The 24,400-nt window shown below is 71.0% G+C and carries 23 protein-coding genes; 6 read left to right on the forward strand and 17 right to left on the reverse strand.

Annotated features, from left to right (window positions below; all coding sequences use genetic code 11):
- Positions 1-28: 28 nt before the first annotated feature.
- The 3 genes from ACIBAD_RS14295 to ACIBAD_RS14305 all read right to left on the reverse strand — a co-directional run bounded on the left by ACIBAD_RS14295 (position 29) and on the right by ACIBAD_RS14305 (position 5,586).
- Entirely contained in the window at positions 29-1,081 is a 1,053-nt protein-coding gene (locus tag ACIBAD_RS14295; RefSeq protein WP_398906726.1) for a hypothetical protein, read from the reverse strand.
- Positions 1,082-2,105: 1,024 nt separating this feature from the next.
- Positions 2,106-3,437, reverse strand: coding sequence for a class I SAM-dependent RNA methyltransferase (locus ACIBAD_RS14300; protein WP_398906728.1), 1,332 nt, complete (start codon positions 3,435-3,437; stop codon positions 2,106-2,108).
- Between the two features lie 100 nt (positions 3,438-3,537).
- On the reverse strand, positions 3,538-5,586 hold the full coding sequence (locus ACIBAD_RS14305; RefSeq protein WP_134070494.1) for an APC family permease: 2,049 nt from the start codon (positions 5,584-5,586) through the stop codon (positions 3,538-3,540).
- Positions 5,587-5,795: 209 nt separating this feature from the next.
- Between ACIBAD_RS14305 and ACIBAD_RS14310 the strand changes: the two genes are divergently transcribed.
- Together ACIBAD_RS14310 and ACIBAD_RS14315 are read left to right on the forward strand one after the other, a co-directional pair.
- Positions 5,796-6,464 (forward strand): TrkA family potassium uptake protein, encoded by a 669-nt coding sequence (locus ACIBAD_RS14310; RefSeq protein WP_134070496.1) that lies wholly within the window; start codon positions 5,796-5,798, stop codon positions 6,462-6,464.
- The gene (locus tag ACIBAD_RS14315) at positions 6,461-7,123 is read left to right on the forward strand and encodes a TrkA family potassium uptake protein (RefSeq protein ID WP_053691455.1); all 663 of its coding nucleotides are present in this window, start codon (positions 6,461-6,463) and stop codon (positions 7,121-7,123) included. The genes ACIBAD_RS14310 and ACIBAD_RS14315 overlap by 4 nt, the downstream gene beginning before the upstream one ends.
- Before the next feature lie 27 nt (positions 7,124-7,150).
- Here the strand turns inward: ACIBAD_RS14315 and ACIBAD_RS14320 are convergent, their stop codons facing one another.
- From ACIBAD_RS14320 to ACIBAD_RS14350, 7 genes are all read right to left on the reverse strand, one after another.
- Positions 7,151-7,876: a DUF3159 domain-containing protein gene (locus tag ACIBAD_RS14320; RefSeq protein ID WP_398906731.1), complete on the reverse strand. Its 726-nt coding sequence runs from the start codon at positions 7,874-7,876 to the stop codon at positions 7,151-7,153.
- A gap of 3 nt (positions 7,877-7,879) precedes the next feature.
- On the reverse strand, positions 7,880-8,299 hold the full coding sequence (locus ACIBAD_RS14325; protein WP_134070498.1) for an OB-fold nucleic acid binding domain-containing protein: 420 nt from the start codon (positions 8,297-8,299) through the stop codon (positions 7,880-7,882).
- A 24-nt stretch (positions 8,300-8,323) separates the two neighbouring features.
- Positions 8,324-9,010 (reverse strand): response regulator, encoded by a 687-nt coding sequence (locus ACIBAD_RS14330; protein ID WP_398906733.1) that lies wholly within the window; start codon positions 9,008-9,010, stop codon positions 8,324-8,326.
- Complete coding sequence (locus tag ACIBAD_RS14335) at positions 9,007-11,613, reverse strand: DUF4118 domain-containing protein (protein WP_398906735.1); 2,607 nt, start codon at positions 11,611-11,613, stop codon at positions 9,007-9,009. Before ACIBAD_RS14335 ends, ACIBAD_RS14330 begins: the two co-directional genes overlap by 4 nt.
- A gap of 182 nt (positions 11,614-11,795) precedes the next feature.
- Entirely contained in the window at positions 11,796-12,575 is a 780-nt protein-coding gene (locus ACIBAD_RS14340) for a DUF3710 domain-containing protein (RefSeq protein WP_134070502.1), read from the reverse strand.
- 1 nt (position 12,576) lies between these two features.
- The gene (gene dut, locus ACIBAD_RS14345; protein WP_134070504.1) at positions 12,577-13,113 is read right to left on the reverse strand and encodes a dUTP diphosphatase; all 537 of its coding nucleotides are present in this window, start codon (positions 13,111-13,113) and stop codon (positions 12,577-12,579) included.
- Complete coding sequence (locus tag ACIBAD_RS14350) at positions 13,113-13,697, reverse strand: PaaI family thioesterase (protein ID WP_134070506.1); 585 nt, start codon at positions 13,695-13,697, stop codon at positions 13,113-13,115. Before ACIBAD_RS14350 ends, dut begins: the two co-directional genes overlap by 1 nt.
- Positions 13,698-13,755: 58 nt before the next feature.
- Here ACIBAD_RS14350 and ACIBAD_RS14355 point away from each other — a divergent pair, with 58 nt between their 5' ends.
- Complete coding sequence (locus ACIBAD_RS14355; protein WP_134070508.1) at positions 13,756-14,211, forward strand: DUF3093 domain-containing protein; 456 nt, start codon at positions 13,756-13,758, stop codon at positions 14,209-14,211.
- Between the two features lie 21 nt (positions 14,212-14,232).
- Here the strand turns inward: ACIBAD_RS14355 and ACIBAD_RS14360 are convergent, their stop codons facing one another.
- The 4 genes from ACIBAD_RS14360 to ACIBAD_RS14375 all read right to left on the reverse strand — a co-directional run bounded on the left by ACIBAD_RS14360 (position 14,233) and on the right by ACIBAD_RS14375 (position 17,749).
- Positions 14,233-15,153, reverse strand: coding sequence for a hypothetical protein (locus tag ACIBAD_RS14360; RefSeq protein WP_134070510.1), 921 nt, complete (start codon positions 15,151-15,153; stop codon positions 14,233-14,235).
- Positions 15,154-15,165: 12 nt separating this feature from the next.
- A complete protein-coding gene (locus ACIBAD_RS14365) occupies positions 15,166-15,462 on the reverse strand; it encodes a DUF4193 domain-containing protein (RefSeq protein WP_030154344.1) in 297 nt (98 codons plus the stop codon).
- Positions 15,463-15,845: 383 nt separating this feature from the next.
- Positions 15,846-17,090: a sensor histidine kinase gene (locus ACIBAD_RS14370; protein WP_398906740.1), complete on the reverse strand. Its 1,245-nt coding sequence runs from the start codon at positions 17,088-17,090 to the stop codon at positions 15,846-15,848.
- Between the two features lie 5 nt (positions 17,091-17,095).
- Positions 17,096-17,749, reverse strand: a complete 654-nt coding sequence (locus ACIBAD_RS14375; RefSeq protein ID WP_030206113.1) for a response regulator transcription factor — start codon at positions 17,747-17,749, stop codon at positions 17,096-17,098.
- Between the two features lie 245 nt (positions 17,750-17,994).
- On the opposite strand from ACIBAD_RS14375, the gene ACIBAD_RS14380 reads away from it, so the two are divergent.
- On the forward strand, positions 17,995-18,168 hold the full coding sequence (locus ACIBAD_RS14380) for a hypothetical protein (protein ID WP_166682034.1): 174 nt from the start codon (positions 17,995-17,997) through the stop codon (positions 18,166-18,168).
- Positions 18,169-18,302: 134 nt separating this feature from the next.
- Here the strand turns inward: ACIBAD_RS14380 and ACIBAD_RS14385 are convergent, their stop codons facing one another.
- Both ACIBAD_RS14385 and ACIBAD_RS14390 read right to left on the reverse strand, forming a co-directional pair.
- Entirely contained in the window at positions 18,303-19,106 is an 804-nt protein-coding gene (locus ACIBAD_RS14385; RefSeq protein WP_398906743.1) for an inositol monophosphatase family protein, read from the reverse strand.
- An 11-nt stretch (positions 19,107-19,117) separates the two neighbouring features.
- The gene (locus ACIBAD_RS14390) at positions 19,118-20,287 is read right to left on the reverse strand and encodes a ferrochelatase (RefSeq protein WP_398906745.1); all 1,170 of its coding nucleotides are present in this window, start codon (positions 20,285-20,287) and stop codon (positions 19,118-19,120) included.
- 194 nt (positions 20,288-20,481) lie between these two features.
- Here ACIBAD_RS14390 and ACIBAD_RS14395 point away from each other — a divergent pair, with 194 nt between their 5' ends.
- On the forward strand, positions 20,482-21,738 hold the full coding sequence (locus tag ACIBAD_RS14395; RefSeq protein WP_398906747.1) for an MFS transporter: 1,257 nt from the start codon (positions 20,482-20,484) through the stop codon (positions 21,736-21,738).
- Complete coding sequence (locus ACIBAD_RS14400) at positions 21,689-23,017, forward strand: D-arabinono-1,4-lactone oxidase (protein WP_398906749.1); 1,329 nt, start codon at positions 21,689-21,691, stop codon at positions 23,015-23,017. The genes ACIBAD_RS14395 and ACIBAD_RS14400 overlap by 50 nt, the downstream gene beginning before the upstream one ends.
- Positions 23,018-23,066: 49 nt before the next feature.
- On the opposite strand, the gene ACIBAD_RS14405 is transcribed toward ACIBAD_RS14400, so the two are convergent.
- The gene (locus ACIBAD_RS14405; protein WP_398906751.1) at positions 23,067-23,885 is read right to left on the reverse strand and encodes a hypothetical protein; all 819 of its coding nucleotides are present in this window, start codon (positions 23,883-23,885) and stop codon (positions 23,067-23,069) included.
- Positions 23,886-24,400: the final 515 nt, after the last annotated feature.

The raw sequence follows: 24,400 nt of genomic DNA on the forward strand, positions 1-24,400 counted from the left end.
GATCGCGGCAAGGGCCGGGCTCAGCGACCTACAAAGAGGAAGCGCACGTAGTATGCGTACGACAGCCCTCGCTGCTCGCGCCGGTAGTCTCCAGCGCGGCGGTCAGCGTCGCGTGGAGTGCATTGTTCTGCTGGAGTGCGACCGTGCGCCGACTGAACTCCTGGCGCTGTTGGCGAGCCCGGTCCCCGGCGGCGGCGTTCTCTCGAGCAAGTCGTTCCTGCCCCTCCTCCAGCCGCTTCCGCGCCTGTGCGCGCGAGGCGTCGGCCTCGGTCTCCACAGCCTTGCGCTGGTCGGTGAGCTGGGCCCGGCGGCGGACGATGCCCTGCTCGATCGACTGTCGCTCCGCCGGGCTGATGGTGGTCGGCTGGCGGACCGTGGCGGACGCAACCACGGCCTTGCGCCAGACGTCCAGGGCAATGGCTTTGGCCTCGCCGATGCCATGAACGTTGATGACGCGGCCACCGGGCAGCACGAGCACAGCTCCGGTGCTGTTGTAGGGGCTGTTCTGCACGGGCCGGTAGCCCGTGAAGTCGGCTGCCGTCCGGACGCCGTGCGCGGCGAGACGAGCAGCGAGTGTCGGCCCGATGCCGTGCGGCGGTGACTGAGCGATCAGCCGTCGGCCGAGCTGATCCCGGACGTAGGCGGACTGCTTGTCGGCGAGTGCCTTGGCCAAGGCCTTGTGAAGGTCCTCCGAAAGTCCGTTGATCTTCTTGTCCATGTCGCGCTGCTTGCGTACCTTGCGTGTCTCGGCCTCCTTGAGCGCGGCGTGGTACTGGGCCGTGAGTTTGGCCTGAGCCCGCGGGTACCCGGCATCCCGGTCGGCCTCCGCCGCATCGAACTTCGCCCGGTCCTTGCGCAGCTTCGCGGCTGCCTTCACCGGGTCCTCGACCTGGGCCAGCTGGTTCGTCAGGGTGGCCAGAGCAGCCCGCGACTGTCCCCGCTCGGCGCGGCGGCTCCGGGCCAATGCAGTGGTTACGGCGGCGAAGACGAGGGGTACTCCGGGACCGAACACTCCCTTCGGGAGCCCGGCAACAACCATCAGGATCGTCGTAGCCACCGCAAGGGGCCACAGCACGGCCACGACGACGTCCAGCGTCGTTCGGGCGTGGAAGCCACCTGGTGAGGTGGTGGCGGGCGCGGCCGGTGGCTGCGCGGGCGTCGAGGGAAGGTGCCCCGGCATCCAGCTGGGCAGCCCACCCAGACTTGGAGCAGCGGCGGGAACGTAGGACGCCGAGGTGGTCGTATGGGCGGAGGTCCGCTGTTTCGGGACGGCCTGGGCAAGCGGGGGAGCAGATCCAGCGGCTGAGAGGCCAAGGACCTCACCTGGTCCGCGAGGCCGCTCACCGTCCTGTCCGGGTGGGTGAGCAACGTGTGCAGCCCTGTGGAGCCGGCCGGATTCTTGAAGTCGCCCTCTGATTGGAGAGCCCGGTTCATCGGCGTCCCACCGTGGGCGACCGGGTCCATCCACAGCGGGAAGTTGACTGTCGTCTCGACCAGACCACCGACACCGTCCGGCACCTTCTTGCTGCGTTCGTCGACGCGAGCCGGGTTGTCCGCCACCTCGCTGAGCGGAACGACGTCCCGGCCTGTGAGCGCCCCCGCGAAGGCCGAGCCGACGGTGGCCCGTAGCCGATGACAGCGACGTGGAAGCAGTCGCGTACGCCTTCTTCCTTTGCACACTTCACCGAGAGCTCGGTGAGGAGCCGGTTGGTGGCGTCGGCAACGACATCAGCCTTCTGCTTGGGGTCTTCGCCACCGATCGGGTTGCACATGGAGGCGAGGACAAGAAGACGCGCTGCCCGACGAAGACATCACACGGTGCGACCGTCTGGAGAACGCCACGCTGCCCGAGCACCTCGTCATGAGCAGACAGCGTCTCGCGATCCGTACGGACGGCAACTGGACCCAATCGATGTGATGGGCCTTCAGAACGAACGTCACGCGAGCGTCAAGAACCTGAGAGTCGTGCGGGCACGGCTCGCACCGCCGCCGTCAGACCCCCATGAATCCGCAGGTCAGGCGCGTATGGCCATCCAACCTCGCGCTTCACCTGTTGGGCGGGTGGAAACAGGTGAAGCGGACGACCGTTACCACAAAAGCGCAGGTCAGGCGTCCTTCGCCTCCCGCTCAAGGATCGCAACGCACTCAACATGGTGGGTCATCGGGAAGAGGTCGAAGACCCGGAGGGTGCGGGGCTTGTAGCCGGCTTCCTTGAAGTAGGCCAGGTCGCGGGCCAGGGCCGCCGGGTCGCAGGCCACGTACGCGATGCGGCGGGCGTTCAGGCCGGCCACGTGGCGGACCGTCTGCTTGCCGGCGCCGGCCCGCGGGGGGTCCAGGACGACCAGGTCGCACTCCGTGATGCCGGTCTTCGGGAGGACCGACTCCACCTTGCCCTGCTCGATGCGGACCCGGGGGAAGTCCGCCAGGTTGTGCCGGGCGTCCTCGACCGCGCGCTTCGTCGACTCGATGCCGAGCACCGCGCCCGTCTCGCCCAGGCGTTCGGCCAGGGCGCCCGCGAAGATCCCGACTCCGCAGTAGAGGTCGAGGGCCATCTCGCCCTTGCGCGGCATCAGGCCCTGCATGACGGCCTTGATCAGGGTGTCGGCGGCCTGCGGGTGGACCTGCCAGAAGCCGCCCATGCCCACGCGGTACGTACGGCCGTCCGCGCGCTCGCGGACGAAGGGGCGGCCGTGGACCCGGTGGACCCCGCCGTCCTTCTCCTCGACCCGCAGGACCGAGACCGGCTTGTCCAGCTCCACGAGCGGGAGGCGGCCGCCCGGGCGCGGGGTCAGGACGACCTGGCGGTCCTGGGAGCCGGTCGCGGCGATCGCCTCGACCGTGGCCATCTGGGGCCAGTCCTGCTTCTCGATGCCCAGCTCGCTGACGCCCGGCGCGGCGATCATGCAGTGGTCGACCGGCTCGATGTCGTGCGAGCGGTGCTTGCGCAGGCCCGCGCGCCCGTCCTCGCCGATCGCGTACTGGACGCGGGTGCGCCACTGCGGGACCTGGCCCGCCGGGAGCTTGTCGCCCTCGGCCGGCATGACCGTGCCGTCCCAGCCGGCCTCCTCCGGGGTGAGCCCGGCGAGCCGCAGCAGCTGCTCGGCGACGACCTCGCCCTTGAGCCGGCGCTGGGCGCCCGGCTTGGCGTGCTGCCAGTCGCAGCCACCGCACTTGCCGGGGCCTGCGTACGGGCAGGGGGCCTCGACCCGGTCCTTGGAGGCGTCGAGGACGGTGATCGCGTCGGCGCGCAGGAAGCGGGAGTCCGTCTCGCCCTCCGTGACGCGGGCGATGACCTTCTCGCCGGGCAGCGTGTGACGGACGAACAGGACCCGCCCGTCGGAGGTCCGGGCGATGCAGATGCCGCCGTGCGCGACGGGGCCGACCTCTACCTCGTACTCCTCCCCGACCAGTGACTGCTTCTCGTTCTGCTCGGTCATGGTGGGGAGACTCCAAAACATAAATGGGAACGGCCGGACGACCGACCCACCAGTTTACGTGGATCTCGTCCGGCCGTTCGCCACACCGACAGCGGCGGGGCTACTTCCCCGCGCGGTCCTTCGGGCGCGGGGTGTCCACCGGTCCGCGGCGCACCGCGCCCGGGGCGTTCCACTCCTGCCGCTTCTTCGCCCGCCTCTTCGCGAGCTCCGAGGACTCCAGCTGGTAGGGCACCGAGGTGACCATCACGCCGGGGGTGAACAGCAGGCGGCCCTTGAGGCGCAGTGCGCTCTGGTTGTGCAGCAGGTGCTCGTACCAGCGGCCGACGACGTACTCCGGGATGTACACGCTGACGGCGTCGCGCGGGTTCTCGCTGCGCAGGCCCTTCACGTACTCGACCACCGGGCGGGTGATCTCGCGGTACGGGGAGTCGAGGATCTTGAGCGGTACGTTGATCCCGCGCCGCTCCCACTCCTCCTTCAGCGCCTTCGTCTCGGCGGGGTCGACGCTGATGCTGAGCGCTTCCAGGGTGTCCGAGCGGGTCAGCTTGGCGAAGGCCAGGGCGCGCAGCGTGGGCTTGTGCACCTTGGAGACCAGGACGATGGAGTGGACCCGGGAGGGCCGCACGCTGTCGTCGCTGGGGCCTTCGGCGGCGGCGATCTCGGCGGCGACCCGGTCGTAGTGCTTCCGGATCGCGGTCATCGTGCCGTAGAAGATCACCATGCCCAGCAGGGCGACCCAGGCACCGTGCGTGAACTTGGTGGCGAGGACGACGACGAGCACCAGGCCCGTGAAGATCGCGCCGAAGGTGTTGATCGCCCGGGAGCGGTGCATCCGGCGGCGCGCGGCCTGGTCCTTCTCGGTCCGCAGGTGGCGGTTCCAGTGCCGGACCATGCCGATCTGGCTCAGCGTGAAGGAGACGAACACGCCGACGATGTAGAGCTGGATCAGCTTGGTGGAGTCGGCGTCGTAGATCCACACGAGGAGGATCGCCGCGCCCGCGAGCAGCACGATGCCGTTCGAGAACGCGAGCCGGTCACCGCGGGTGTGCAGCTGGCGCGGCAGGTAGCGGTCCTGCGCGAGGATCGAGCCGAGCAGCGGGAAGCCGTTGTACGCGGTGTTGGCTGCCAGGAACAGCACGAGCGCGGTGGCGGTCGCCAGGACGATGAACAGGAAGCTGCCGTTGCCGAAGACGGCCTCGGCCACCTGGGAGATCACCGGGTGCTGGACGAACTCGGGGCCGACGGGGACGCCGTTGTCGAGCAGGTTGGTGGCGGGCGCCTCGGCCATCTTCACGTCGGTGGCCATGGCCAGGCCGATGATCCCGCAGAACATGGTGACCGCCAGGCCGCCCATGAGGGCGAGGGTGGTGGCCGCGTTCTTGCTCTTGGGCTTGCGGAAGGCGGGGACGCCGTTGCTGATCGCCTCGACGCCGGTCAGGGCGGCACATCCGGAGGAGAAGGCCCGCAGCAGCAGGAAGACCAGCGCGAAGCCGGCCAGCCCCTGGTGCTCGGCCTTGATCTCCAGATGGGCCGTCGGGGCCTGCATGGTGTCGCCGGCGACGAGGCCGCGCCACGCACCCCAGGCGATCATCACGAAGACGGCGCCGACGAACACGTATGTCGGAATGGCGAAGAGCTTCCCCGATTCCTTCACACCGCGGAGATTCATCAGCGTGAGCAGCAGAATCATGATCACCGCGGAGAGCACCTTGTGCTCGATGACGAAATCCACGGCGGAGCCGAGATTCTCGACTCCGGAGGAGATCGACACGGCGACGGTCAGGACGTAGTCGACGAGCAGAGCGCTCGCGACGGTGAGTCCGGCCTTCGGCCCGAGGTTGGTGTTGGCGACCTCGTAGTCGCCGCCTCCGCTGGGGTACGCGTGAACGTTCTGGCGGTACGAGGCGACCACGGTGAACATCAGCACGACGACCGCCACGGCGATCCAGGGGCTGAAGTGGTACGCCGACACACCGGCGATCGACAGGACCAGCAGGACTTCGCCGGGGGCATATGCCACCGAGGAGAGCGGGTCGGATGCGAACACGGGTAGGGCGATCCGCTTGGGGAGCAGTGTTTCCCCGAGGCGGTCGCTGCGTAGCGCCCGGCCGATCAGGATCCGTTTGGGCACGTCGGTCAGTTTGGACACGCAGAGGATCGTAAGCGTTCGAAATCCGGCTGACGAACCCCCCGCCCGTATTACAGGGCAATGACACCCGCATTGAGACCCGGCGTGCGCTGCAAAGGTCACATGGGGGACCGCCCGTGTGTAGCTTGGGCCATGGTCTGAGACCCTGTGAAGCCAGAGCATGCAATGAGGCTGGGAACCAGCGAGCGCTGACAGCCGGAAGGACGGCCGTGCACATCGTCATTATGGGCTGCGGAAGAGTGGGCTCCGCCCTCGCGCAGACCTTGGAACAGCAGGGGCATACGGTCGCCGTCGTCGACCAGGACCCCACCGCATTCCGCCGGCTGGGCGCCGGATTCGGCGGGCGCCGCGTCACCGGGGTCGGCTTCGACCAGGACACGCTGCGCGAGGCCGGGATCGAGGAGGCGGGCGCTTTCGCGGCGGTCAGCAGTGGTGACAATTCCAACATCATCGCTGCCCGCGTGGCCCGCGAGATGTTCGGTGTCGAGAACGTCGCCGCCCGCATCTACGACCCGAAGCGCGCCGAGGTCTACCAGCGCCTGGGCATCCCCACCGTCGCGACCGTGCGGTGGACCGCCGACCAGATGCTGCGCCGGCTGCTGCCGTCCGGGGCCGAGCCGCTGTGGCGCGACCCGAGCGGCGGGGTCCAGCTCGCCGAGGTGCACACCTCCGCCGCCTGGGTCGGGCACAAGGTCAGCAAGCTGCAGGAGGAGACCGGCGTCCGCGTGGCGTTCCTCACCCGACTGGGCGAGGCCATGCTGCCGACGTCCCAGACGGTGCTGCAGGAGGGCGACCTCGTCCACGTGATGATGCGCACGGACGAGATCGACAAGGTCGAGGCGTCCTTCGCCGAGGGCCCCGAGGAGGCACACGCATGAGGGTCGCGATCGCCGGAGCCGGCGCGGTGGGCCGTTCCATCGCGGGCGAGCTGCTGGAGAACGGGCACGAGGTGCTCCTCGTCGACAAGGCGCCGACCGCCATCTCCGTGGAGCGCGTGCCGCAGGCCGAGTGGCTGCTGGCCGACGCCTGCGAGATCACCTCGCTCGACGAGGCCGCGCTGCAGCGCTGCAACGTGGTCATCGCGGCCACGGGCGACGACAAGGTCAACCTGGTCGTCTCCCTGCTGGCCAAGACCGAGTACGGGGTCCCCCGGGTCGTGGCGCGGGTCAACAACCCGAAGAACGAGTGGCTCTTCAACGAGTCCTGGGGCGTCGACGTCGCGGTCTCCACGCCGCGTCTGATGTCGGCCCTGGTCGAGGAGGCCGTCAGCGTCGGCGACCTGGTGCGGCTGCTCCGCTTCAGCCACGGCGACGCCAACCTCGTCGAGCTGACCCTGCCCGCCGACTCCTCGGTCGCCGGCACCCAGATCAGCGAGATCACCTGGCCCGAGGACACCTCGCTGGTGACGATCATCCGCGGCAACCGGGTCCTCACCCCGCACGCGGAGGAGACCCTGGAGCCGGGCGACGAACTGCTCTTCGTGGCCGCCCAGGCCCGCGAGGAGCAGCTGGAGGACCTCCTCCAGGCCCGCCACTGACGGACCCGCACGACCCGCACCCATGCGCTACTTCGCCCCGGCCTTGCGGGCCTTCTCCGTGGCCTCCTCGGCCTCCCACTCCGCGATCACGTCGATCGGCGGCGGCGCCTTCGCCAGGAACACCCACGTGAAGTACACCGCGAGCACCATCGGCGGCAGCTTCAGGGCGATCAGCACCCATCCCAGCTGCGTCGCGTCCCCCCACCAGTACAGCGGGAAGAGGATCGCGTACTTCGCGAGGAAGATGAGCCCCCAGGCCAGACTGGCCTTGGTGTACGCCTTCTTGCGCCCGGGGTTGCGCGTCCGCCAGGACAGGTTCTCCTTGAACACCGGCCCCAGGATCACGCCCAGCAGCGGGAACCCGACCAGCGCGGACAGCGTGAAGGCCACGCCCAGCCCGGCGCCGTAGATCATGCCGGGCAGGTAGAAGCCCTTGGCGGTGCCGGTGAACAGGGCGAAGGCCACGCCGACGCCCACGCCGAAGACCCCGCTGAACGCGTGCTTGACGGTGTCCTTGCGCAGCAGCCGCACGATCACGAGCAGGACGGCGACCGCGCCCGCCGCGAAGGCGGACATCTTCACGTCCTTGTTGATCGTGTAGATCATCACGAAGAGCAGCCCGGGGAGCATCGTCTCCACGGTGCCCCGCACGCCTCCGAATGCGTCGAAGAGCGCCGCCTGGGTGACGGCCTTCTGGTCCGCGGAGGGCTCCCCCGCGGGATCCGGGGTGATCGGTTTGTCGAGTGACGTCACCGGCTAGTGCTCCTGTCCGAGCGGTCGGAGTTCGTACTTCGGATTGAAGAGGACCCGGCGGCCGTGGCTCATCGCGATCCGTCCGGAGGCGATCATGCGCCGCCCCGGTTCGATTCCCACGATCGAGCGACGCCCGAGCCAGACCACGTCCAGCGCCGCCGAGCCGTCGAAGAGCTCCGCCTCCAGGGCGGGCACCCCGGCGCGCGGCCGGAGGGTGACGGTACGCAAGGTTCCCGTCACCTTGACTATCTGACGGTCGTGGGAGTCGCAGATCCGCGTGCACCCGGCGGCTTCTGCGTCCTCCTGCAGCTCCGCCGAATGCAGCTCCTCCTGAGAGGTGGACAGCCGCTCTATCATCCGCCGGAACCGGCCCGCCGGCCTGACCGGCTTGACGGACTTCTCGGGACGCGGTTCAGCACTCATACAGGAAGCGTACCGGCGCCCGCACTACCTCTCGAAGCGGTATCCCATGCCCGGTTCCGTGATGAAGTGCCGCGGATGCGAGGGGTCCGCCTCCAGCTTGCGCCGCAGCTGGGCCATGTAGACCCGCAGGTAGTTCGTCTCGGTGCCGTACGAGGGCCCCCAGACCTCCTGGAGGAGCTGCTTCTGGCTCACCAGCTTGCCCCCGTTGCGGACCAGCACTTCCAGCAGGTGCCACTCGGTGGGCGTGAGCCGTACGTCGCGCCCCTCGCGCACGGCCTTCTTGGCGGCCAGGTCCACCGTGAAGCCGTCGGTCTCCACGACCACCCCGTCCTCGCCGGAGCCCGCGCCCGGCTCGGCCCGGCGGACGGCCGCGCGCAGCCGTGCGAGCAGCTCGTCCATGCCGAAGGGCTTGGTGACGTAGTCGTCGGCCCCGGCGTCCAGGGCCTCGACCTTCTCGTCGGAGCTGTGCCGGGCCGAGAGGACCAGGATCGGCACCCGGGTCCAGCCGCGCAGGCCCTTGATCACCTCGACGCCGTCCATGTCGGGCAGTCCCAGGTCGAGGACGACCACGTCGGGGTGGCGGGCCGCCGCGAACTCCAGGGCCTGGGCCCCGTCCGCCGCGGCGTCGACCTCGTACTTGCGCGCCTTCAGATTGATCACGAGGGCTCGGACGATCTGCGGTTCGTCGTCCACCACGAGCACCCGGGTCATTGAGGTCCTGCTTTCAGTCGTAGGGGGTCGAGATCGATGGGGTCGGCGCCGTCGGCGGCGGCGAGGCCGCGGTGCGCCGCGGCGTGGTCCGGTCCACCGCCGCCCGTCGCGGCGCGCAGCGTCAGCACCATGGTCAGCCCGCCGCCGGGGGTGTCCTCGGCCGCCAGGGTGCCCTCCATGGCCTCGGCGAAGCCCCGGGCCACGGCGAGGCCGAGGCCCACCCCGGTGCCGCGCGGGGCGTCCCCGTGGCGCTGGAAGGGGGCGAAGATCCGGTCCTTGGCCTCGTCGGGCACCCCGGGCCCCCGGTCCACGACGCGCACCTCGACCCGGTCGCCGAGGTAGCTCGCCCGGACCAGCACCCGCTCGTCGGCCGGGCTGTACTTGACGGCGTTCTCCACCACGTTGGCCACGGTCCGCTCCAGCAGCCCGGGGTCCACCGCCACCATCGGCAGCGTCTCCGGGACGTCCAGCACCACGCTGTCCTCCGGTACGCCGCCCAGCGCCATCGGGACCACCTCGTCGAGGTCGATCTCCCGGATCAGCGGGGTCACGGTGCCCGTCTGCAGCCGGGACATGTCGAGCAGGTTGCCCACCAGGTGGTCGAGCCGGTCGGCGCCGTCCTCGATGCCTTCGAGGAGCTCCGCCCGGTCCTCCTCGGACCAGTCCACGTCGTCGGAGCGCAAGGAGGACACCGAGGCCTTGATGGAGGCCAGCGGCGTACGGAGGTCATGGCTGACGGCGGCCAGCAGGGCGGTCCGGATCCGGTTGCCCTCCGCCAGCCGGCGGGCCTCCTCGGCCTCCCCGACCAGCCGCTGCCGGTCCAGGACCACGGCGGCCTGGGCGGCGAAGGCGCCGAGCACGCGGCGGTCCTCGGCGGGCAGCACCCGGCCGGACAGGGCCAGCGCCATGTGGTCGCCGATGGGCATGTCCACATCGGCCTCCTCGGGGCGGTCGACCGGGCGCGGGCCGACGCTGCCGGCCCGCTTCCAGGGCTCGACGTCGCTCGGGCGCTCCAGGAGGGCCACGGACTCCATCGCGAAGGTCTCCCGCACCCGTTCCAGCAGCGCGTCCAGCGTGGTCTCGCCGCGCAGCACGCTGCCGGCCAGGAAGGAGAGGATCTCGGACTCGGCGCGCAGCCGGGCGGCCTGGTGGGTGCGCCGGGCGGCCAGGTCCACGACGGAGGCCACGGAGACCGCCACCCCGAAGAAGACGGCGATGGCCACGATGTTCTTCGGGTCGGAGACGGTGAACCGGTGGACGGGCGGGGCGAAGAAGTAGTTCAGCAGCAGCGAGCCGAAGGCGGCCGAGGCCAGTGCGGGCCAGAGCCCGCCGAGCAGCGCGGCGCCCACGGTCAGCGAGAGGAACAGCAGCATCTCGTTGGCGAGGCCCGGGTCGGCGTTCACGTGCGTGAGCAGGACGGCGAGCAGGGTGGGGCAGAGTATGCCGACGACCCAGCCGGCGATGATCCTGGGCCTGCCGAGCCGGGCCGCCGAGCGGACCACCGGCAGCCCGCGGCCCCGGGCGACCTCCTCGTGCGTGACGATGTGCACGTCGAGGTCGGGCCCCGAGTCGCGGGCCACGGTGGCGCCGACACCGGGGCCGAAGACGTACTGCCAGGCCTTTCGGCGGCTGGAGCCGAGCACGATCTGGGTGGCGTTGACCCCGCGGGCGAATGCGAGCAGCGCGTCGGGGATGTCGTCGCCGATCACATGGTGAAACGTTCCGCCAAGGTCTTCGACCAGCGTCCGCTGGACGGCGAGCTCGTTCGGCGAGGCCGCGGTCAGCCCGTCGCTGCGGGCGATGTAGACGGCGAGGATCTCGCTGCCCGAGCCCTTCGCGGCCATCCGGGAGGCGCGGCGGATGAGCGTACGGCCCTCGGGCCCGCCCGTGAGCCCGACGACGATCCGCTCGCGGGCCTGCCAGGTGGAGCGGATGCCGTGCTCGCCCCGGTACTGCTGGAGGTACTCGTCGGCGCGGTCGGCCACCCACAGCAGCGCCAACTCGCGCAGCGCGGTGAGGTTGCCGGGCCGGAAGTAGTTGGACAGGGCCGCGTCGACCTTGTCGGACTGGTAGATGTTCCCGTGCGCCATCCGCCGGCGCAGCGCCTGCGGGGACATGTCGACGAGCTCGATCTGGTCGGCGCGCCGCACCACCTCGTCCGGCACGGTTTCCCGCTGCCGCACCCCGGTGATGGACTCCACGACGTCGCCGAGCGACTCCAGGTGCTGGATGTTGACCGTGGTGACGACGTCGGTGCCCGCCCGCAGCAGCTCCTCGACGTCCTGCCACCGCTTGGCGTTGCGCGAGCCGGGGACGTTGGTGTGCGCGAGCTCGTCCACGAGCGCGACCGCGGGCCGGCGCGCCAGGACGGCTTCCACGTCCATCTCGGTGAAGCCGGCGCCCCGGTACGAGAGCTCCTTGCGCGGGACCTGCTCCAGCCCGTGCAGCATCACCTCGGTGCGCGGCCGCCCGTGGTGCTCGACGAAGCCGACGACGCAGTCGGCGCCCCGCTCCACCCGGCGGTGGGCCTCGGACAGCATCGCGTACGTCTTGCCCACACCGGGTGCCGCGCCGAGGTAGATCCGAAGCTTGCCGCGTCCCATGCGCCCATTCTCCGGGACGTTTCCGCCGATCCCCGCACTTTCGGGGCCCGTCCGGCCATCCCTGACGGATCCCTGACACCCGGTGCCCTCACCCCCGGGTACGACAGCGGGCCGTACCCCCCGAAGGAGTAGGCCCGCGGCCGGAAACGGTCGCCCGGAGGCGTCGCCGGGGATCCGCCGGGTCAGCGGACCTCGGTGATCGTCGGACCCTGCTCCAGCTGGCCCATGCCGCCGGAGAAGCGGGAGCCCTCCTGGTCCTCGGTCTGCACGCCGTCCGGCACCATCTGGGCGTCGTTCGGCAGCTTCAGCACGATCGGGTCGCGCGGAGCCATCGGGCCGTCGCCGCGCACGATGACGGTCTCGCGGAAGATCTGCTCCAGCACGCCCGCCGACTCGGGGCGCACGGCGCCCTGGCCGGAGATGACGCCGCGCAGGAACCAGCGCGGGCCGTCGACGCCGACGAAGCGGACCAGCTGGGCACCGGTCTGGCCGTCGGGCATCGGTACGGGCACCTGGGCGCGCAGCTCCCAGCCCAGCGGACCCTCGACCTCGTCGATGATGCCGCCCTGCTGGGTGATGCCCGTGGCGATCTCGTCGCGGACCTCGCCCCAGATGCCTTCCTTCTTGGGCGCCGCGAAGGCCTGCAGCTGTACGGCGCTGTCGCCGAGGACGACCGTCGCGGCGACGATCGCGTCCCCGGCGACCTCGACGCGCAGCTCCATGCCCTCGACACCCGGTACGAGGATGCCGCCCAGGTCGACGCGACCCTCCTCGGGCGCACCGGGCACCTCGGAGACGTCCCAGGGGCCGTCGGGCCGCGGGGCCGGCGGCAGATTCACCCTGCGGGGCGCGGAGTCGAACTCCTCGCCGCCGTCCTGCTCATCGGCAGCCACGCCGTCCACGACCTGCTCGGCCGCGCCGCCGTCCTTGGCGGAGTCGTTCTTCTTGCGACGTCCGAACACGTCACTGTCCTTCCCGGTCGGATACGACCGAAGCGTAGCCATTCCCACCCTGCTGACCAGCGCCGGATCCGGCCACGGCCGCATGACCGCCGGTGGAGCCGAAACCCCCCTCGGCCCGCGCCGAGCCGGGAAGTTCCGCCACCTCGTGGAAGCGCACCTTCTCGACCCTCTGGACAACCAGCTGGGCAATGCGGTCGAAGCGCTCGAACCGGACGCTCTCGCGCGGGTCGAGATTGACCACGATCACCTTGATCTCCCCACGGTACCCGGCATCCACCGTCCCCGGGGCATTCACGAGCGCGAGCCCGCAGCGGGCGGCCAGGCCCGAGCGCGGGTGCACGAACGCCGCGTACCCGTCGGGCAGGGCGATGGACACCCCCGTGGGCAGTACGGCGCGCTCGCCGGGCTCCAGCACGGCCGCCTCGGTGGTCACGAGGTCGCAGCCGGCGTCGCCGGGGTGGCCGTAGGCGGGCAGGGGCACCTCCGGGTCGACACGCTTGAGGAGCACGTCGACCGGGGCGTGGTTGTTCTCAGACATCAGGGGTTCACCTCGAAGGCGCGCGTGCGCCTGACCTGGTCCGGGTCGGACATCGCCGCCCGGATCTCCTCGGGCCGACCGTTGTCGATGAAGTGGTCGACCTTCACCTCGATGAAGAGCGCGTCCGCGCGCACGGCGACCGGGCCCCCGGGGCCGCCTATCCGGCCGACGGCGGTGGAGTAGATCTTGCGCCCGGCGACGGCGGTCACCTCCGCCTCCAAGTGCAGCACGGTGCCCACGGGCACGGGCCGCACGAAGTCGGTCTCCAGCCGTCCCGTCACCGCGATGACGCGCAGCAGCCAGTTCAGGGAGCCCAGCGTCTCGTCGAGGGCGGTGGCGAGCACTCCGCCGTGGGCGAGGCCGGGGGCGCCCTGGTGCGCGGGCTTGACGGTGAACTCGGCGCTGACGCGGACGCCCTCCCCGGCACGGGCCTCCAGGTGGAGTCCGTGGGGCTGGCCCTCGCCGCAGCCGAAGCAGTGCCCGTAGTGCGCGCCGAGCAGCTCGCCGGGTGCCGGGGCGTCGGGGTGCCGGACCGGTGCGGCGGCATCGGCCGGGGGCGTCAACGCTGTGTTTCGTCCACTCACAGGCGCAGACCTTACCCGCGCCGCTACCCGCCGGTCGCCTCGTGGCAGGCTTGACGCTATGCAGCTCTCCCCCGCGCACCACGACGAACGCCTGACCGCCCCCCGCTCCTGGTGGGCCATCGCCGTACTCATCGGCCTGGCGTGCGCGTTGATGCTGCTGCCGCTGGGCACGCTGCCGCTGCTGGTGGGGCTGGTCGGGGGCAGCGCGCTGGCGGGACTGCTGGTGAGTTCGTACGGCTCCGCGCGCGTGCGCGTGGTCAACGGCGCGCTGGCGGCCGGTGAGGCGCGGATCCCGGTGGCGGCCCTGGGTGAGCCCGAGGTGCTGGACGCGGAGGAGGCGCGCGCCTGGCGCACGTACAAGGCGGACACGCGCGCCTTCATGCTGCTGCGCAGTTACGTCCCGACGGCGGTGCGCATCCCGATCACCGACCCCGAGGACCCGACCCCGTACGCGTACGTCTCCACCCGCGAGCCGCAGGCGCTGGTCTCGGCGATCCGGGCGGCCAAGGGCTGACGCATCCGCGCTCTGCAGTCGTCAGGCCGGGGGCCAGTCGCCCGTCGAGCCTTCGATGGCATCCCTGATGGCCTCGGGAAGGGGCTCGGAGGGCTGCTCAAGGGGCGGGAGCTGCGTCAGGGAGTCCCAGGGCACGGCCCGGCCCCGCAGGTCGGCACGGACCTTCTCGGCGAGTTTGCGGGTGTCGCGGTGGTTCATGACCGCCCCGACGGTGGCGCCCACCATGAACGGCAGCAGGTTCGGCAGGTTGCGGAACGTCCGCTTCATGATCTGTTGGCGCAGTTCGCGCTTCATCTGACCGCCGAGCGCGATGTTCAGCGTCGTCGGCTTGGTCAGGTCCACCCCGCGCTCCTCCGTCCACGCGGTCAGGTAGGCGAGGCTGCGTTCCCTGAGGTTCCCGGCCGGTCGCCGGCCGTACACCTCGTGGAGCTCCGCGACGAGCTTCAGCTCGATGGCGGCGACCCCGGTGATCTCCGCGGCCAGTTCGGCCGGCATCGCGGGCGGCACCGGCAGCATGGCCGCGGCTCCGATGCCGGCGCCCACCGTGGAGGTGCCGTACGCGGCGCCCGCGATCAGCTTGTCGGCAAGCTGATCGGGACCGAGGCCCGGGAACTGCGCGCGCAGGGTCGCGAGGTCCCGAACCGGAACGCGCGGTGCGTTCTCGATGATGCGGTCCGCGACGTGCTGGACGGCGGCCCTGACGTGTTCGCCGGCCTTGTGCACACCGCTCTTGACGGCCTGCAGCCGACGAGCCCCGGACCTGCGCCGGGCTCCCTCGCCGGACTCTGCGGCCGACTGCACCGCCGCGGCGGTGCCGGACGACACAGCGGGTACGCCGGAGGCTGCTGGGCCCGTTTCCGGGCCCGTGGCCGCCTCTTGCGCCTCCACCGGATCACCAGCTTTTCGGAAGCGGCGCTTCCGAAACGGTGTCGAGCCGGTCACGGCCGACGCCTCTCAGTCGCAGTCGCGGCAGATCGGCTGGCCGTTCTTCTCGCGTGCCAGCTGGCTGCGGTGGTGCACCAGGAAGCAGCTCATGCAGGTGAACTCATCGGCCTGCTTGGGCAGCACCCGAACGGCCAGTTCCTCGTTGGAGAGGTCTGCGCCGGGGAGCTCCATGCCCTCCGCCGCGTCGAAGTCGTCGACGTCGACGCTCGAAGACGACTTCTCGTTGCGCCGGGCCTTCAGCTCTTCAATGCTGTCGTTGTCGACGTCGTCGTCGGTCTTGCGTGGGGTGTCGTAGTCCGTTGCCATTTTTCGCTCTCCCCCTCTGGGATTTAGCGGTGTCTCAGCGCACGTAACGCGCGAGAGGCCGGACTTGTGCCCGACCTGAGGCGGAGATTTTGCCTCACATCAAGGTCTGTTACTCAATCGACACCCAGCCGCACACCTGAAGGAGCGATTGGCTGGGATGACGACCGGGACCGTACACGGTCCGGGGGCCGTCTTGCACAAACGCCACCCCGTGTATTTCCCGCCGTTCGAGGGGCGGGAAACCCGGACTTCCCGGGCTTTCCGGCCCTCTTCGGGGTCACTGAACGCACATGACCCAACACTCGACAATGTGATCGATCACACAGGCGCCATCCTCGCCACCCCCTCATCATTCAGCCGAGAGCGAACAGGCGGTCGGGTGCTCACGCGGGCAAAGTGACACGCATCACGAGGCCACCGCCCTCGCGCGGGGTCGCCGAGATCCGGCCGCCGTGTGCGCGCGCCACAGAGCGCGCGATCGACAGGCCGAGCCCCACACCCTTGTCACTGCCCGTGCGCTCGGTACGCAGCCGCCTGAAGGGCTCGAAGAGGTTGTCCACCTCGTACGCGGGAACCACGGGACCCGTGTTCGAGACGACGAGGATCGCCTGACCGTGCTGGGACTCGGTGGTGACCTCCACCCAGCCGTCATCCGCCACGTTGTACCGGACGGCGTTCTGCACCAGGTTGAGCGCGATCCGCTCCAGCAGGACGCCGTTGCCCTGGACCACGGCCGGCACCCGCTCGCCGCGGATCTCCACGCCCTTCACCGCCGCCTCCCCGCGCGCCTGGTCGATGGCGCGCGAGGCGACCTCCGCCAGGTCCACGGGCTTGCGCTCGACTATCTGGTTGTCGCTGCGGGCCAGCAGCAACAGGCCCTCGACCAGCTGCTCGCTGCGCTCGTTGGTGGCCAGCAGCGTCTTGCCCAGCTGCTGGAGCTCCACCGGCGCACCCGGATCCGACAGGTGCACCTCCAGGAGCGTCCGGTTGATCGCCAGCGGGGTGCGCAGCTCGTGCGAGGCGTTCGCGACGAACCGCTGCTGGGCCGTGAAGGCCCGCTCCAGCCGGTCGAGCATCTCGTCGAAGGTGTCGGCGAGCTCCTTGAGCTCGTCGTCCGGCCCGTCCAGCTCGATCCGCCGGGTCAGGTCGGAGCCGACCACGCGGCGGGCGGTCCGGGTGATCTTGCCCAGCGGCGAGAGCACCCGACCGGCCATCGCGTAGCCGAAGGCGAACGCGATGATGCTGAGGCCGAGCAGGGCCATCAGCGACCGGCTGAGCAGGTCGTCCAGGGCGTGCCGGCGCTGCTCCAGGATGCAGGTGTTGATCACCGAGTTGAACTGGTCGGGCGATTGGATCTTGCCGACCACGCCGGGGCAGGTGCTGGTGACCTGGATGTCCGTGCCGCCCAGGATCTTGTACGGCAGCCCGTTGCCCTCGCGCAGGGCCTGCGCCGCCAGCAGGTAGATGATCGACAGCAGCAGGATGCCGGCGATCAGGAACATCCCGCCGTAGAGCAGCGTGAGGCGTATGCGGATCGTGGGCCGCAGCCAAGGGAAGGGACCCTCGGGCTGGCCGGGGTCCCAGGTCGGTCTCGGCGGCACCGTTGCCGGTGCCGGGGTCGCCGCCACGCGCGTCAGATCCGGTAGCCGGAGCCAGGCACGGTCACGATGACCGGCGGCTCCCCCAGCTTGCGCCGCAGGGTCATGACCGTCACCCGCACCACGTTCGTGAAGGGGTCGGTGTTCTCGTCCCATGCCTTCTCCAGCAGCTGCTCGGCGGAGACGACGGTCCCCTCGCTCCGCATGAGAACCTCCAGCACCGCGAACTCCTTGGGCGCCAGCTGCACCTCTCTGCCGTCACGGAACACCTCGCGCCGGTTCGGGTCGAGCTTGATCCCGGCCCGCTCCAGTACGGGGGGCAGGGCGACGGTGGTACGCCGTCCCAGGGCACGCACACGGGCGGTCAGCTCGCTGAACGCGAAGGGCTTGGGCAGATAGTCGTCCGCACCCAGCTCCAGGCCCTCCACCCGGTCGCTCACATCGCCGGACGCCGTGAGCATCAGCACGCGGGTGGGCATGCCGAGCTCGACGATCTTCCGGCAGACGTCGTCACCGTGCACGAGGGGGAGGTCCCGGTCGAGCACGACCACGTCGTAGTCGTTCACCCCCACGCGCTCCAGGGCGGCGGCGCCGTCGTACACGACGTCCACGGCCATGGCCTCCCGGCGCAGCCCGGTGGCCACCGCATCGGCGAGCAGCTGCTCGTCCTCGACGACGAGTACGCGCACGTCGTTTCCTTCCATAGAGCCCTGAGGGCACACGTGTATTGCGTCGTCCATCCTGCCCGTTTCAGCCGTAAACCGGCTGTAAGGCGCCCCTCCGGGGCCCGCGGGGGGCCGGAAGTGAGGATTCCCTCGCCTCCCGAGGTTTCTGCGCCCAGGGTGCCGGGGAGGACGACAGCACACCCCGACCACTCCCTGACGGCGGACTGCCACGTGCCGCCGCCGACCCACGAAGAGGGGGCGAACCCACCATGGACGCATTCACCGCGGGTCTCCTGCAGCGCATCCGGGCCACGCAGACGGACCTTGAGCAGGCCCGCCAGACGGGCGACGACTTCCTCGTGGAAGTGGAGCAGGCGGAGCTGGAAGATCTCCAGCGCCTCGCCGCCGAACACGGCGTGCCGGTCTCCGTCTCCGCCTGCTGACAACTTCCAGTCCAGCCAGAACCCCGGCGGCCGCGGTGCGGCGGCCGGGGTTCCCTCATGCCGGGCCCCTCCTGCCGGGCACCTGATGCCGTGGCTCCCTCATGCCGGGTCCCCCCGATGGGGCGCGGCGGTCGTCAGTCGTGCCAGGCCCCGGCCTCGTCCAGCAGCGCCTGGAGCGACGCGAACACCGCCGGTGTGGCGGCCAGCGCCAGCTCCCCCGAGGCCGGCTGCCCGGGCCGCCCGCCCGTGAGCGCCCCGGCCTCCCGGGCGATCAGCTCGCCCGCGGCCAGGTCCCAGGGGTTCAGCCCGCGCTCGTAGTACGCGTCCAGCCGCCCGGCGGCCACGTCGCTGAGGTCCAGCGCCGCCGAGCCGCCCCGCCGGATGTCCCGCACCCGGGGGACCACCCGCCGGGCCACCTCCGCCTGCTGCTCCTTGCGCGCCTGGAGGTAGGCGAACCCGGTAGCGACCAGCGCCTGGTCCAGCGGGGCCGCCGCCCGGCAGGCGAGGCGGGCCCCGCCCAGCCAGGCCCCGCCCCCGTGCACCGCGTGGTACGTCTCGCCCCGCATCGGCGCCGCCACGACCCCGACCACGGTCCGGCCCTCGTACTCGGCGGCGATCGACACGCTCCAGCTCGGCAGCCCGTACAGGTAGTTGACGGTGCCGTCGAGCGGGTCCACGACCCACCGCACCCCGCTGGTGCCGGGGACGTCCGCGCCCTCCTCGCCCAGCAGCCCGTCCTCGGGCCGCCGCCGCGCGAGGATCCCGGTGATCAGCTTCTCCGCCGCGATGTCCATCTCGGTCACCACGTCGATCGGGCTGCTCTTCGTCGCCGCCACCGCGAGATCGGCCGGCCGGCCGTCCCGCAGCAGCTCCCCGGCCTGCCGGGCGGCGTCCAGCCCCACGTCCAGCAGTTCGGCCTTCAGCTCTTCGGAGATCACGCTCGCCCTTTCTAGGCGTACGGGCTGTCGACGCCCGCGGCCGCCGGCCGGGGCCCGCGCGCCGGGCAGCAGCCCACCGCGCACAGGTCGTGGCTGGGCCCGAGCAGCCCCAGCGCGCACCGCTCCACCGGCTCGCCCCGCTCCGCGGCGGCGCGCTCCAGCACCAGCTCCCGGACCGCGGCCGCGAACCGCGGGTCGGCCCCGACGGTCGCCGAGCGGGCGATCGGCAGCCCGAGCTCCGCGGCCTTCGCGGTGGCCTCCGTGTCGAGGTCGTACAGGACCTCCATGTGGTCCGAGACGAACCCGATCGGCACCATCACCACCGCCGGCGCCCCGGCTTCGTGCAGGGCCTCCAGGTGGTCGCAGATGTCCGGCTCCAGCCACGGGATGTGCGGGGCGCCGCTGCGCGACTGGTAGACGAGCTCCCAGGGCAGCTCCCTGCCCGTCTCGGCCCGCACCGCGTCCGCGATCACCTGCGCGACGTCCAGGTGCTGCCTGACGTACGCCCCGCCCTCGCCGCCGGCCGTGTGCTCCTCGACCGGGCCGGAGGTGTCGGCGGCCGCGGTGGGGATCGAATGGGTGGTGAAGGCGAGGTGCGCGCCGCCGCGCACCTCCTTCGGCAGCGATTCCAGCGCGGCGAGCACGCCGTCGATCATCGGCTGCACGAAGCCGGGGTGGTTGAAGTAGTGCCGCAGCTTGTCGACCTTCGGCAGCTCGGCGACGCCGTCCTCCACCAGCGCCGCCAGCGCGTCCGCGAGGTTCTCGCGGTACTGCCGGCAGCCCGAGTACGAGGCGTACGCGCTGGTCGCGAGCAACGCGATGCGGCGGCGGCCGTCGGCGGCCATCTCCCGCATCACGTCGGTGAGGTACGGGGCCCAGTTCCGGTTGCCCCAATACACGGGCAGGTCCAGCCCGTGCCCGGCGAAGTCCTTGCGCAGGGCGTCCAGCAGCTCGCGGTTCTGCCCGTTGATCGGGCTGACCCCGCCGAAGCCGAAGTAGTGCTGCCCGACCTCCTTGAGCCGCTCGCGCGGGATGCCGCGCCCGCGCGTGACGTTCTCCAGGAACGGCACGACGTCGTCGGGTCCTTCGGGACCCCCGAAAGAGAGCAGCAGGAGGGCGTCGTACGGGGCGGCGAGGCCTTCGGCCGGGGGCGGTGCGGCGGCGCGGAGCTGGTCTGACATGGTCCGAATCCTGCCACCCGGCATCCGCGCCCGGGAACCGGCCCGGCGGCGCACCCGCACCGAACCTGGGTAAGGTAACCCTAACTTCCTGATCTCGCTCCTGGTCCGGGCCGTGGTCCGGATTCTCCCCGTGCGGGTGCCTCGTCGGCGGCCATAACCTGTATGGGCCAATGACGTCCCTTACGGAGGGCACCTTGCCCAGTCCCTACCGCGCGATATTCGCTGCCCCCGGCACCCTGGGGTTCAGCGCCGCAGGCCTCATAGGCCGCCTGCCCATATCCATGGTCGGCGTCGGCATCCTGACGATGATCTCCGAGATCACCGGCCGCTACGCCATGGCGAGCGCCCTGACCGGCACCCTGGCCCTGGCCGCCGCGTTCATCGGCCCCCAGGTCTCCCGCCTGGTGGACCAGTACGGGCAGCGGCGGGTCCTGCGTCCCGCCACCCTCATCTGCGTGGCCTCGGTCGCCGTCCTGCTGGTGGCCGCCGCCTACGGGTGGCCGGACTGGACCCTCTTCGTCTGCGCGGCCGTGGCGGGCTGCGTGCCGAGCGTCGGCTCGATGGTCCGCGCCCGGTGGACCGTGATCTACCGGGACTCCCCGCGCGAACTGCACACCGCGTACTCCTTCGAGTCCGTCGTGGACGAGGTCTGCTTCATCTTCGGCCCGATCATCGCCATCGGCCTGTCCACCACCTGGTTCCCCGAGGCCGGCCCGCTGATCGCCGCCCTCTGCCTGCTCGTCGGGGTCTGGCTGCTCACCGCGCAGCGCTCCACCGAGCCCGAGCCGCACCCGCGCGAGGAGGACGGGAACCGCACGTCGGCCCTGCGCTCCCCCGGACTCCAGGTGCTGGCGGCGACGTTCGTGGCGACCGGCGCGATCTTCGGCTCCATCGACGTGTCCACGCTGGCCTTCGCCGAGGAGCAGGGGCACAAGTCCTCGGCGAGTTTCATCCTGGCCATCTGGGCGTTCGGATCCTGCCTGGCGGGCATCGTCTTCGGCCTTCTCCACCTCAAGGGCAGGACCGAACGCCGTTGGGTACTGGGCGTATGTGCGATGGCCGTGAGTATGATCCCCCTCCTACTGGCCGGGAACCTTCCGTTTCTGGCCGTGGCGCTCTTCGTCTCGGGCCTCGCCATCGCTCCCACGATGATCACCACGATGGCCCTGATCGAGGCGCACGTACCACGCGCGAAGCTGACCGAGGGCATGACCTGGATCAGCACCGGCCTCGCGGTCGGCGTCGCGGTCGGCTCGTCGGTGACAGGACTGGTCATCGACGCCTCCGGGGCGCGCAGCGGGTACGTCGTCTCCATCTCGTCGGGAGTGGCCGCGGCGGCGGTTGCGTTCGCGGGATACCGCCGGCTGTCGAAGCCGGCGCAAGGGGAGGAGCCAGCAACCGATGGGGACGGCGACAGCAGGGCAGCACAGCAGGGCGACCGCGTGGCATAACTGGGCGGGCAACGTCACGGCCACGCCCGCCCGTGTGGTGGCCCCGGCCTCGGTCGGGGAGCTTCAGGAGGCGGTGCGCCGGGCCGCCGAGGACGGGCTGAAGGTCAAGGCGGTCGGCACGGGGCACTCCTTCACCGCGGCCGCGGCGACCGACGGAGTGCTCGTACGACCGCAGGCGCTGGCCGGGATACGGGAGATCGACCGGACCGCCGGCACCGTGACCGTGGCCGCGGGCACGGTGCTCAAGGACCTGAACGTGGCCCTGGCCCGGGAGGGTCTCTCGCTCACCAATATGGGCGACATCATGGAGCAGACCGTCTCCGGCGCCACCAGCACCGGAACCCACGGCACCGGCCGGGACTCGGCCTCCATAGCCGCCCAGATCCGCGCCCTGGAGCTGGTCACGGCGGACGGACGGCTGCTGACGTGCTCCGAGAAGGAGAACCCGGACGTCTTCGCAGCCGCCCGGATCGGCATCGGCGCCCTCGGCATCGTCACCGCCATCACCTTCGCCGTGGAGCCGGTCTTCTTCCTGACCGCCCGTGAGGAGCCCATGGGCTTCGACCGGGTGACCGCCGAGTTCGAGCAGCACTTCGCGGAGAACGAGCACTTCGAGTTCTACTGGTTCCCGCACACCGGCAACTGCAACACCAAGCGCAACAACCGCAGTCAGGGCCCCGCCGCCCCGCCCGGGGCCGTGAGCGCCTGGGTCGAGGACGAGCTGCTGTCCAACGGGATCTTCCAGGCGGTCAACTCTCTCGGCCGCGCCGTCCCGGCGACCATCCCCTCCATCGCCCGGATCGCCAGCCGTGCCCTGTCCGCGCGCACCTACACGGACATCCCGTACAAGGTGTTCACCAGCCCGCGCCGGGTGCGGTTCGTGGAAATGGAGTACGCGCTGCCGCGCGAGCAGGTGGTGGAGGCGCTGAGGGAGCTCAAGTCGATGGTCGACCGCTCCGGGCTGCGCATCAGCTTCCCGGTGGAAGTGCGGACGGCTCCGGCGGACGACATCGCGCTGTCGACGGCCTCGGGGCGCGAGACCGCGTACATCGCGGTGCACATGTACAAGGGCACGCCGTACCAGGCCTACTTCACGGCCGCCGAGCGGATCTTCACCGCGCACGGCGGGCGGCCGCACTGGGGCAAGGTGCACACGCGGGACGCGGAGTACTTCGCCGGCGTCTACCCGCGCTTCGGCGAGTTCACCGCGCTGCGCGACCGGCTGGACCCGGACCGGCTGTTCGGCAACGACTACCTGCGCCGGGTCCTGGGCGGCTAGAAGGCCCCCGCCGGCCGGACGGGACCCCGACGACACCACCCGGCCCGGCTCAGGGAGCCTGCTGCCGCCCCTTGCCGCTCGGGGTCGGCGTGGGTGTCGGCGTCGGGGTCGGAGGGGGTGTGGGCTCCGGGCTCGGCGTCGGCGGGCTCGGACTCGGCGCCGGACCACCGGAGTCGGAGGAGTCCGGGGACGACGGGTCGGGGCTCGGACTCCGGCTCGGGCCCCGGCCGCCGTGCTGAGCCGAGGGGCTCGGGGAGGTCCCGGACTCCGGGGTCGCCCCGCCCTTCCCGCCGGTGCCGGGCTCCTTGCCGGGGTCGGCCGGCCGCTCGTCGCCCACCTTGTGCGTGCCGCCGGACCAGATGGTTCCGCCGCCCTGGCTGATCGCCGTGCCGGAGAACGCCTCGTACGCGCCGAGGCCGCCGAGCGCGATCGCGAAGGCCGCGCCCGAGGCCACCGCGGTCCGCTTCCAGCCCCGTACGCGGGTGCCGTGGACGGTGGCCTCGCCGAACTCCTCGGAGGGCGCCGCCGCTCGGAGCGGCAGAGTGCCGTCGGGCGCCTTCTCCTCACCGGACAGCGGGACCTGACGGGCCCTGGGGCGGGCGCTGTCGCGCAGCTGGTCGCCGGTGCGCTTGAAGAAGTGCTGGATGACGGGCCCGCCCGCGGTGGCGACCACGCTGACCACGCCGGCGCCGAGGATGGTGCCGTAGACACCCAGCTTCGAGGCGAGCAGGGCCGCGGCGACGGTGGCGAGGGAGGAGCCCGCGATCTGGGCCACGCTCAGATCGAGCTTCTTCCCCACGCCTTCCGCGGCGTCCGCACCGTCCGTGACGGACCCCGGTTCGACCTCGGGCGTGGCCTTCTGACCCATCCTCATCCCCTGTGTGTTCTGCCTCTCGCGACGTTTCGCGCCTCACCGCTCTCAGCAGTTACTGACCACTGAGCGAAACGATTAGTTCCGTTTCTGGGGATTCTGTGAAGCAGGACACGCGAAATCGGGCGGGGACACAGGTCCCGCCCGATTCGGGGCAGCCCAACTGCCGCCACCCACGACAAGTTCGGCGGCGCGGCGGTCCACCCAGGTGGCCCGAATGGAGTACTGTGGCGAGCCCTGGGGCCGTCCTTCCTTACGGATGTCCGGACTCGGGAGAGGGGGCCGACTGATGGAGAAACGGCACTCGGACCGGTGATGCCGCGGCATTGCACGCATTCCTGATGCGCACAGTAATCATTCGGTCACTGTGTGTGCCCAACAGGTAACCGTGCCATAACGGCGATCAAGGGCGCATGCCCGACACGCCGGTTGAACTCGGCAAGGTTGTGGCAGGCTGCACCCGGGCAGGCCACACTCGACTAGCGGAAGCAGCGACGCACGTGACGTCGGCA

The sequence above is a fragment of the Streptomyces sp. NPDC051109 genome, from assembly GCF_044455885.1.
Lineage (GTDB): Bacteria > Actinomycetota > Actinomycetes > Streptomycetales > Streptomycetaceae > Streptomyces.

Bases quoted from the DNA above. Each gene is read 5' to 3' on its own strand.
- ACIBAD_RS14300 (WP_398906728.1), bottom strand. From the start codon at position 3,437: ATGACCGAGCAGAACGAGAAGCAGTCACTGGTCGGGGAGGAGTACGAG.
- ACIBAD_RS14315 (WP_053691455.1), top strand. From the start codon at position 6,461: ATGAGGGTCGCGATCGCCGGAGCCGGCGCGGTGGGCCGTTCCATCGCG.
- ACIBAD_RS14325 (WP_134070498.1), bottom strand. From the start codon at position 8,299: ATGAGTGCTGAACCGCGTCCCGAGAAGTCCGTCAAGCCGGTCAGGCCG.
- ACIBAD_RS14330 (WP_398906733.1), bottom strand. From the start codon at position 9,010: ATGACCCGGGTGCTCGTGGTGGACGACGAACCGCAGATCGTCCGAGCC.
- ACIBAD_RS14335 (WP_398906735.1), bottom strand. From the start codon at position 11,613: ATGGGACGCGGCAAGCTTCGGATCTACCTCGGCGCGGCACCCGGTGTG.
- dut (WP_134070504.1), bottom strand. From the start codon at position 13,113: ATGTCTGAGAACAACCACGCCCCGGTCGACGTGCTCCTCAAGCGTGTC.
- ACIBAD_RS14355 (WP_134070508.1), top strand. From the start codon at position 13,756: ATGCAGCTCTCCCCCGCGCACCACGACGAACGCCTGACCGCCCCCCGC.
- ACIBAD_RS14365 (WP_030154344.1), bottom strand. From the start codon at position 15,462: ATGGCAACGGACTACGACACCCCACGCAAGACCGACGACGACGTCGAC.
- ACIBAD_RS14380 (WP_166682034.1), top strand. From the start codon at position 17,995: ATGGACGCATTCACCGCGGGTCTCCTGCAGCGCATCCGGGCCACGCAG.
- ACIBAD_RS14390 (WP_398906745.1), bottom strand. From the start codon at position 20,287: ATGTCAGACCAGCTCCGCGCCGCCGCACCGCCCCCGGCCGAAGGCCTC.
- ACIBAD_RS14400 (WP_398906749.1), top strand. From the start codon at position 21,689: ATGGGGACGGCGACAGCAGGGCAGCACAGCAGGGCGACCGCGTGGCAT.
- ACIBAD_RS14405 (WP_398906751.1), bottom strand. From the start codon at position 23,885: ATGGGTCAGAAGGCCACGCCCGAGGTCGAACCGGGGTCCGTCACGGAC.